A 7,622-nucleotide genomic window follows, 5' to 3' on the forward strand; every position below is an offset into this window, starting at 1 on the left:
AAATCCTTATCTGGCAAGAGACTTAATTGATTAGTTCGCTCTAGATAAAAAACAATTGACAAAAATCGCTAAATGCCTTTCTATATAAGGGTTCCATCCCTTATAACCCCCGTCCATTGCATAACAATTACCGAAGAGCCAATTAAAAATGGATTTTAGGTTCGATCCCCCCTGCCCCCCTTAATAAGGGGGGTGCCGATAGGCGGGGGGATCTGACAACTTTTAACGCCTACCTACTTAACTGGGATTGGTGCGTTACGCTAACGCTAACTTTTATCTCATCGGTAAAGATTGCAATCCAAAACAAAGACCTTGACAGACTCTTGTTAGGAAATTTAAGTCCAAAGTAGCGATTGTATCCTGAGAACTATGATAATAGGGATTACGCATATTAGCCGTATCTGTCACCATAATTGCCGAATAACCGCGACTCCAAAAAGGAGAATGATCGCTGCGTCGAGTATCGGGGACGATATAACCTCCAAAAATTACGGGCAACCATTCGCAGGGAGTTTGATTTTCTCGCAGGACTCGACTGAGAAAATTTAAATCCTTGCGGGTTTTGAGATTGCCAATCAAAGCGATAAAATCCCCAGTGTTGGGGTAAAAATATTCTAGAAAAGCTGGATATTTTTGAGAATGGGGATTTTTATCACAGTAACCGAGCATTTCTAAGGATAACATTAACCTTAAATCCTGCTTAGTTTGTTTTAATTTTTCTGCGTAGGCAATGCTCCCCAGTAATCCGTATTCTTCTAGATCGAAGGCAATTAAACGAATTGGATAATTAGCCTGATTCTCCCCAAAAAACCTCGCTAATTCTAATAATACCGCTAATCCCGTGGCGTTATCGTCAGCCCCCGGCGACCCCGGCACCGTGTCATAATGAGCGCCAATTAAAATCGGTGGTTTTTGACTATTATTAGGCAAATCTAAGATTAAATTTTCGTAAACTTTTCCCTGAAATGAGAAAAAATGTGATTCAACCTTTCCCCAATTGCCTAACTCTTGTCGCAGGTATTCTCGCACATAAAAATGTCCTTGACTAGAGAAAAAAGGGTTTCTTTCTCGGACAATTTGTTCTAGGTGTTGGCTTAAGCGATCGCTAAGAAGATCAAACATTGATAGCAGCAGATAATTTAATCAAAAGAGCCAATGGATAGAGAAACTGAGGGAAAAATCGGGGAGAATAATAATTGTTAATTAGGGTCTGCTGAAAAAGTTTTTCCTGGTGGCAGGGTGTGGGGTGTGGGGTGTGGGGTGTGGGGTTTTACCCATTTTCACCTGGTCAATTACCTAATTTTCAGGGAAAAAGTACCTGAATTTTCCCCTCAATCACTGCAAGGGTCGGGACTTTTTGAGGTCAAAAAAGTCTAAAAGCCTTATCCAACAAGGTTTTTAGATTTATTCAGCAAACCCTATCTATTTCGGGTCTGCTGAAAAAGTTTTTCCTGGGGGTAGGAGTCAGGAGTCGGTCGTTTCAGGCTTTGTTGCCCTTGTTTTTTGTACCAAGCGATGTACCACAAGAAGGATAATGCAAGGTTTTTGAAAGTCCCAATCCTATTTTCTTGCACTAACATCGGAGTTTAACAGGTCAAAAGCCTTATTTTAAAAGGGTTTTACCATTATTCAGCAAGCCCTAAATAATCATGTCAATTAATCGAGCATGAGGGATGGTCACAAATTTTTGATTGTTGACTTTTCCTAAGTTCACTCCTTGTTTCCAACCGTCATTTTTCCCAATTACTAAAGTTGTTATCTCTTGGTCAACTAAGAGATTGACTAAATAACGACTAGCTCGGTGAAGATAATTATCTATCTTCTGATTACGGCAACGGGTTAAACGGCGAATCCTCTGGGAACTTTGACGATTGCCTTTTAACAGAGATTGTAACTTAGCTCGACGTTGGTTATAAAATTGATTCAGGCTTTTTAACGGTCTGCCATTAATAGACCTCTTGTAAAAATCAAAAATTGTTGTTAGGGTTAGGAGTCAGTAGCCAGTAGTCAGTAGTCAGGAGAATTAAGAATGAATAATAATCAGTTAAATGGTCTATTTACAGACTTTATGTCATTTAATCCTTATTTTTGCCGTTTTTGAACCCTGAAAAATTAATTATGCAAGAGGTCTATTTTAAAATTAGATTACGAATTTGTTTGACTTGATAAGTCTTTACTTTTCCTTGTTTGGGTTGTAGATTTAAAATTTCTTCAATTCCTTCTTGAATGAAAATATGATGACTTCCTCGTATTCTTTCATCAAAGCCAAGTTTTCTCAGCAGTTAACAAAGTTGCTCAAACTTTTTCTCGTTTCGCCGCTGCCAGCATTAAATCCCAGGTTTTTTGATTGGCAATTTGGCTATAGGTAGGGTAACTAATGCCATTCAGTCCCAAAGCTTGCAAAGCCCCAATGCTTCCCCGTCTCCACAGTAAAATAGGCAATGCTCACCCTAGTGATGCAAGGCGTAAAATTTCCCAGATTTTCGGATATTCTCGCTGACTACTTTTGTAGGTCTTCATTGGCCCGAAAAATCGCTTCTTGACCATCACTAGAGGCCACAAAACCCATAAAAGCTTTGACCGCTTCACTAGCAGGTTCTTTGTAAACGTAGTAAAGGGTACGCTGCCAGGGATAATTAGGTTCACTGGCTGAAATTCCGTCCACAGCGAGCGCTCTTACGGTTTTTTGGTTGGCGATTTGGCCATAGGTTGCGTAACTAATGCCATTCAGTCCCAAAACTCGCAAGATTGGGGTGGTGGCATCCCTCTCCATCATTTTAAAATTAGTTCCCCTACCAAATTCTCCCCCTTGCAGCACTTCCTGACGAAAACTTTGATAAGTGCCACTAATAGGAGGACGATTAATCACTTGAATAGTAGCAGCAGAACCGCCCACCTCCGACCAAGAGGTGATTTTTCCGGTAAAAATATCTTTAACTTGGGCAGTGGTTAACCCCCCCGCAAAAGGATTTTTTACCCCCACCACAATAGCGATCGCATCTCGGACGATCGGACTAGAAGCCAATCCCTGAGAGCGTTCTGACTCGGTTAAAGGTCGTGACACCGCCGCAATATCGATCGCCCCCCGGGCCACTTCCTCTAATCCCCTATCAGATCCTTGAGCATTTGTCAAGACTTCTACCCCCTGAAATTTGGCCGTTAAAGCGGCTTTTAAGGCTTGATTAATCTGTACCATACTGGTAGAGCCGTTAATGCGAATTGTCGTGCCACTGGGGATAGAAGTCGGTGGGGCAAAACTGACCACTCCCTGGGGGGAAGGGGGAGGGGGTAGCGGAGAGGAGGCACTTCCCGATGTGGGGGATTTTTGCGGACTTTTACTGCTGCCACAGAGAAAGAATTCTTGACCCGCAGCACATTGACTTTGCAGCCAAAAGTAACCCCCACCTAAAATGCCCGCAGTGGCTAAAAGAGCGATTATTAAAGCAGTTGTTTCGTTTTTTTGAGACATACCCATCATTTGCTGACATTAGGGGGTCGATCGCCCCGACACCGGTGATCAATGGAAGTTTCGATGATATTATCTTAGTGCATGGAAATCCACTCTTGATTTAGGACTGTATATCATGACCCACGCACCTATATCCCCAGTCGTACTGGTTATCCTTGATGGTTGGGGTTATCGCCCGCAAAGGTCGGATAATGCGATCGCAATGGCGAAAACCCCGATTATGGATAGTCTCTGGGAAGTTTATCCCCACACCTTAATCCGCACCTCCGCTAAGGATGTGGGACTACCAGAAGGACAGATGGGCAACTCGGAAGTTGGCCACCTGAATATCGGAGCGGGGCGAGTTGTACCACAGGAGTTAGTACGAATTTCCGATGCGATCGAAGATGGTTCGATTCAACAAAATCAGGCTTTATTAAAACTCTGCGCCGAGATTCGCCCCAAAAAAAGCAAATTACACCTGATTGGTTTATGTTCCGAGGGGGGAGTCCATTCCCATCTCGATCACTTACTGGGATTATTAGACTTAGCGAAAGTGCAAGGGATTAGCGATGTCTGCATTCATGTCATCACCGATGGTCGCGATACTAATGTCACCGACGGAATGCCGGCGATTAAACGGATTCAAGAACATATTAATAAAATTAAACTCGGTCGCCTGGTGACTCTCAGTGGGCGTTATTATGCCATGGATCGGGATCGCCGTTGGGATCGGGTGGAAAAAGCCTATAACGTGATGACCAGTGATCAAGGTATCGACGGGCGATCGATTACTGAAGTATTACAGGCATTTTATGATCAAAATATTACCGATGAATTTATTCCCCCCACCAGAATTGCACCGGGGGCGATCGAAGCTGGCGATGGGGTGATATTCTATAATTTCCGTCCCGATCGAGCTAGACAGTTATGTCATGCCCTGACTATGCCCGATTTTGAAGATTTCGATCGAGATTTAATTTCTCCCCTCAGTTTTGTCACTTTCACCCAATACGATCCGAAATTACCGGTAGATGTGGCTTTTGCTCCCCAGAATTTAAATAATATTTTAGGACAGGTGATCGCTCAACAGGGATTAAAACAGTTTCGTTGTGCGGAAACCGAAAAATATCCCCACGTCACCTACTTTTTTAATGGGGGGTTAGAAAAACCCTTTGAGGGAGAAGTACGCGAATTAATTCCTAGTCCAAAAGTCGCCACCTATGACCAAGCTCCGGCCATGTCGGCAGCCGCGGTGACAGCAGCGGTCTCTGCGGCGATCGAACAGGGTATCTATAGTCTCGTGGTAGTCAATTACGCTAACCCCGATATGGTGGGTCATACGGGCATTTTAGACGCGGCCATGAAAGCAGTGGAAACGGTGGATCTATGCTTGGCTAAGTTGTTAAGTAGCATCAATAAATTGGGGGGAACAGTGTTAATCACTGCCGACCACGGTAACGCGGAAACGATGGTGGATGAGTCGGGTAATCCTTGGACGGCCCACACGACTAATCCCGTTCCTTTAATTTTAATTGAAGGGGAACAAAGAAAAATACCCGGCCACGGTGGCGATGTGCAGCTGCGGGATGATGGTCGTTTAGCCGATATTGCCCCCACTATCCTGGAAATTCTCCAAATTCCCGTCCCGATAGAAATGACTGGGCGATCGCTGATTAAACCAGCCGAGGTGGAAATTAAAGCCAGTCGCACTCCCGTCCGCATCTCGCTTTAACGAGTAAAAAGTCAATAAAGGGGAATTTTATGCTGAAAACCATCGAAGGTGTTTATCGAGATGGACAAATACACCTAACCGAGTTACCCAATGATATTAGCGATCGCTCACAAGTGCTGGTCACTTTTCTCGATCAAATCGATCCTAGTAAGCTCAGACAACTGATGGAGTATTTAGAGGTCATCGAGGGGATTCAGCAAGGTTTCGAGGAGATAAACTCCGGTAAAACCCGTCCTCTTGCCGATTTTGCCCAAGAAATGGCCGAAAAATATGGTATTTCAGGTTGAAATTACCCCAACTGCCACGGCACAGATCGAAAAAGCCTATCGCTGGTATCGAGGTTATAATGCCGAGTTTGCTGACCGTTGGTTTCGAGGATTAATGAATGCTATTGCGACTCTGCAAGAGAAACCAACTCGTTGTGCTTTAGCGCTCGAACAGACGATTTTTCTACCCAAAGAAGTCCGACAACTTTTTTATGGGAAAGGTAAAAATGTCTATCGAGTGCTTTTTACAATTAGAGATAGTACGGTTTATGTACTATATGTTCGCCATAGCGCCCAAGCACCACTAACACTTGAGGATATAGAGGATGAAGAGGACCCTAGTTGATAACTAATTCAAAGCTGACGGCTTGATAACTGCTATACTTTGTAATGGAAAATAGAGAGTAATAATCATGACAGTGGTGCTGGTAGTACAGATTATTTGGGCGCTGGCGGCGGCCTTTCTGGCGATTTTGGTGTTATTACACAGTCCCAAAGGGGATGGTATTGGCGGTATTGGCGGCCAATCACAGATTTTTACCAGCGCAAAAACGGCGGAAAAAACCTTAAATCAGGTGACTTGGGCGTTGGGGACGGTATTTATCACCCTAACTATTGTACTAAGTGCCGGCTGGTTAAATCGCTAAATGCTGAGAGGTCGGTTCTCTTTTCTAGGACTCGCGGCCTTGGCGAGTCTTTTGCTGTTTTCCTATTCTTTGATCGCCGACAGTCGATCGCTACCGGAGTTAAAAACCCATCCTTTACCCGCTAATTTAGCCCAATGGCAAGAGCAAAACCAGTCCGGGGATTATTTTGATGCTGTGGAAATCAGTCCCGTGGGGGCGTTGATTTGGTCGCAATTTCCCGTGAAGATTTATGTTCACAGCGATCGCAGTTCTTGGCTGAGTTTGGTACAACAGGCGATCGCTGAATGGGGGCAGTATTTGCCGATGGAGTTGGTAAATCGGGCAGAATTGGCCGATATCCTCATTAAACGGGAGTTACCGCCGTCGGGAGTCCGTTTTAATGCCGAAACGGGTAAGTTAGAACTGCCCCGGGTGCGTTCTGCCATAACACAATACGAGATTTTTGTCAAGGAAAATCGCTTAACTCATCGGATGAGTATCCAGATTAGTCCTAATTTAGCCGATCGGTCGGCCTTAGCGGCAGCGCGGCACGAATTAGGTCACGCTTTGGGAATTTGGGGTCATAGTCCCCTAGAGACGGATGTGATGTATTTCGCTCAAACTAGAGATATTGCCCCGATTTCTAGCCGGGATATTAACACTTTAAAAAAGGTTTATCAGCAGCCAACTAAGTTAGGTTGGCAGATGGATAAGCTAGGGTATCTAATACCTGAATAGGTAAATATTGCTCTTCAGTCGGTTCTGCTATTAAAAAGTATAAGTTATGGATATACTTAGTATAACTGACTAAGATCCAGAAGATTAACCATCGCTTAAACCTCTATTTCCTCTAGCCATGTTTTAATCGCACTGATTAACTTGGGTTGCTGGGGAGGGGTGTTGCTGACTCAAGCTATGAATGCCAACTGTGCATCCTATCCAAAAGTTAGTTTAGCTCTAGGTTTTAAAAACCCCACACAAGAAGATTCCTATTGCAAATCAGCAACCCCAATCTTTGCCACCCTCGACAACTAAGCCAATACTAGAAACATATTGTACGGGTTTGCCTAACATTAAGGGATCTATTTCTCCCCAATCGTAAGGTTCATAATCTTCTAAACGAGATAGTTCGCTATCTAACCAATCATCTCTAGGGGCTGTTTTTTCCGAGGGATTGGGCTGTTTCAGGGAGTCTAAGGGTTTAGTCATGGGGAAAAAATGAGTTGGGAATTTATGGGACGTAACCCGCCATGGAAGTGGGAATGATTTGTTGCACGATGGCAAATCCGCGGGTTTCAAAATGTCCTATACACAAACATTTTACCCACTAAGTAGGTAGGAGTTAAAAATTATCAGATGCCCCCCTTATTAAGGGGGGATTAAGAGGGGATCCCCCCGCCTATCGACACCCCCCTTATCAAGGGTAGGGCTGTTTCATTCTCCCATCAGAATATCAAAAGTAAAAGCGATCACTGTCAGGTAAAATGAGGAGTGACCGGCAACTTTTCAAATATATGTTGAGCTTAATAGAAAAACTAAAACAAGTC

The 7,622-nt window shown here is 43.9% G+C and carries 11 protein-coding genes; 5 read left to right on the forward strand and 6 right to left on the reverse strand.

From position 1 onward, the window contains the following. Window positions 1-273: 273 nt before the first annotated feature. The 5 genes from O9332_RS11350 to O9332_RS11370 form a co-directional block, all read right to left on the reverse strand. Window positions 274-1,122 carry a M28 family metallopeptidase gene (locus tag O9332_RS11350; RefSeq protein ID WP_002763416.1) on the reverse strand — a complete coding sequence of 283 codons (849 nt, stop codon included), beginning with the start codon at window positions 1,120-1,122 and terminating at the stop codon, window positions 274-276. Window positions 1,123-1,639: 517 nt separating this feature from the next. After that, a complete protein-coding gene (locus O9332_RS11355; RefSeq protein WP_353853426.1) occupies window positions 1,640-1,975 on the reverse strand; it encodes a transposase in 336 nt (111 codons plus the stop codon). Window positions 1,976-2,129: 154 nt separating this feature from the next. Continuing rightward, entirely contained in the window at window positions 2,130-2,282 is a 153-nt protein-coding gene (locus O9332_RS11360; protein ID WP_071825081.1) for a type II toxin-antitoxin system HicA family toxin, read from the reverse strand. A gap of 13 nt (window positions 2,283-2,295) precedes the next feature. After that, a complete protein-coding gene (locus tag O9332_RS11365) occupies window positions 2,296-2,442 on the reverse strand; it encodes a hypothetical protein (RefSeq protein ID WP_002761310.1) in 147 nt (48 codons plus the stop codon). 58 nt (window positions 2,443-2,500) lie between these two features. Beyond that, entirely contained in the window at window positions 2,501-3,478 is a 978-nt protein-coding gene (locus O9332_RS11370; protein ID WP_002761312.1) for a phosphate ABC transporter substrate-binding protein, read from the reverse strand. A gap of 106 nt (window positions 3,479-3,584) precedes the next feature. Here O9332_RS11370 and gpmI point away from each other — a divergent pair, with 106 nt between their 5' ends. From gpmI to O9332_RS11395, 5 genes are all read left to right on the forward strand, one after another. Next, the gene (gene gpmI / locus O9332_RS11375; RefSeq protein ID WP_002761314.1) at window positions 3,585-5,183 is read left to right on the forward strand and encodes a 2,3-bisphosphoglycerate-independent phosphoglycerate mutase; all 1,599 of its coding nucleotides are present in this window, start codon (window positions 3,585-3,587) and stop codon (window positions 5,181-5,183) included. A 29-nt stretch (window positions 5,184-5,212) separates the two neighbouring features. Further along, window positions 5,213-5,470, forward strand: coding sequence for a hypothetical protein (locus O9332_RS11380; RefSeq protein ID WP_002761316.1), 258 nt, complete (start codon window positions 5,213-5,215; stop codon window positions 5,468-5,470). Beyond that, window positions 5,454-5,795: a type II toxin-antitoxin system RelE/ParE family toxin gene (locus tag O9332_RS11385; protein WP_002761318.1), complete on the forward strand. Its 342-nt coding sequence runs from the start codon at window positions 5,454-5,456 to the stop codon at window positions 5,793-5,795. The genes O9332_RS11380 and O9332_RS11385 overlap by 17 nt, the downstream gene beginning before the upstream one ends. A 67-nt stretch (window positions 5,796-5,862) precedes the next feature. Next, the gene (secG, locus tag O9332_RS11390; protein ID WP_002736485.1) at window positions 5,863-6,096 is read left to right on the forward strand and encodes a preprotein translocase subunit SecG; all 234 of its coding nucleotides are present in this window, start codon (window positions 5,863-5,865) and stop codon (window positions 6,094-6,096) included. Continuing rightward, a complete protein-coding gene (locus O9332_RS11395) occupies window positions 6,097-6,813 on the forward strand; it encodes a peptidase (protein ID WP_288025559.1) in 717 nt (238 codons plus the stop codon). It abuts the gene before it with no gap. 261 nt (window positions 6,814-7,074) lie between these two features. On the opposite strand, the gene O9332_RS11400 is transcribed toward O9332_RS11395, so the two are convergent. Then, window positions 7,075-7,284, reverse strand: coding sequence for a hypothetical protein (locus O9332_RS11400; protein ID WP_002761322.1), 210 nt, complete (start codon window positions 7,282-7,284; stop codon window positions 7,075-7,077). Between the last annotated feature and the right edge of the window lie 338 nt (window positions 7,285-7,622).

The sequence above is a fragment of the Microcystis sp. LE19-10.1B genome (genome assembly GCF_027530565.1).
GTDB classification, from domain to species: Bacteria; Cyanobacteriota; Cyanobacteriia; order Cyanobacteriales; family Microcystaceae; genus Microcystis; species Microcystis aeruginosa.

Excerpts from the sequence above, each read along its gene's own strand:
- O9332_RS11350 (WP_002763416.1), bottom strand. The coding sequence starts at position 1,122 with ATGTTTGATCTTCTTAGCGATCGCTTAAGCCAACACCTAGAACAAATT.
- O9332_RS11370 (WP_002761312.1), bottom strand. The coding sequence starts at position 3,478 with ATGATGGGTATGTCTCAAAAAAACGAAACAACTGCTTTAATAATCGCT.
- gpmI (WP_002761314.1), top strand. The coding sequence starts at position 3,585 with ATGACCCACGCACCTATATCCCCAGTCGTACTGGTTATCCTTGATGGT.
- O9332_RS11380 (WP_002761316.1), top strand. The coding sequence starts at position 5,213 with ATGCTGAAAACCATCGAAGGTGTTTATCGAGATGGACAAATACACCTA.
- O9332_RS11385 (WP_002761318.1), top strand. The coding sequence starts at position 5,454 with ATGGTATTTCAGGTTGAAATTACCCCAACTGCCACGGCACAGATCGAA.
- secG (WP_002736485.1), top strand. The coding sequence starts at position 5,863 with ATGACAGTGGTGCTGGTAGTACAGATTATTTGGGCGCTGGCGGCGGCC.
- O9332_RS11395 (WP_288025559.1), top strand. The coding sequence starts at position 6,097 with ATGCTGAGAGGTCGGTTCTCTTTTCTAGGACTCGCGGCCTTGGCGAGT.
- O9332_RS11400 (WP_002761322.1), bottom strand. The coding sequence starts at position 7,284 with ATGACTAAACCCTTAGACTCCCTGAAACAGCCCAATCCCTCGGAAAAA.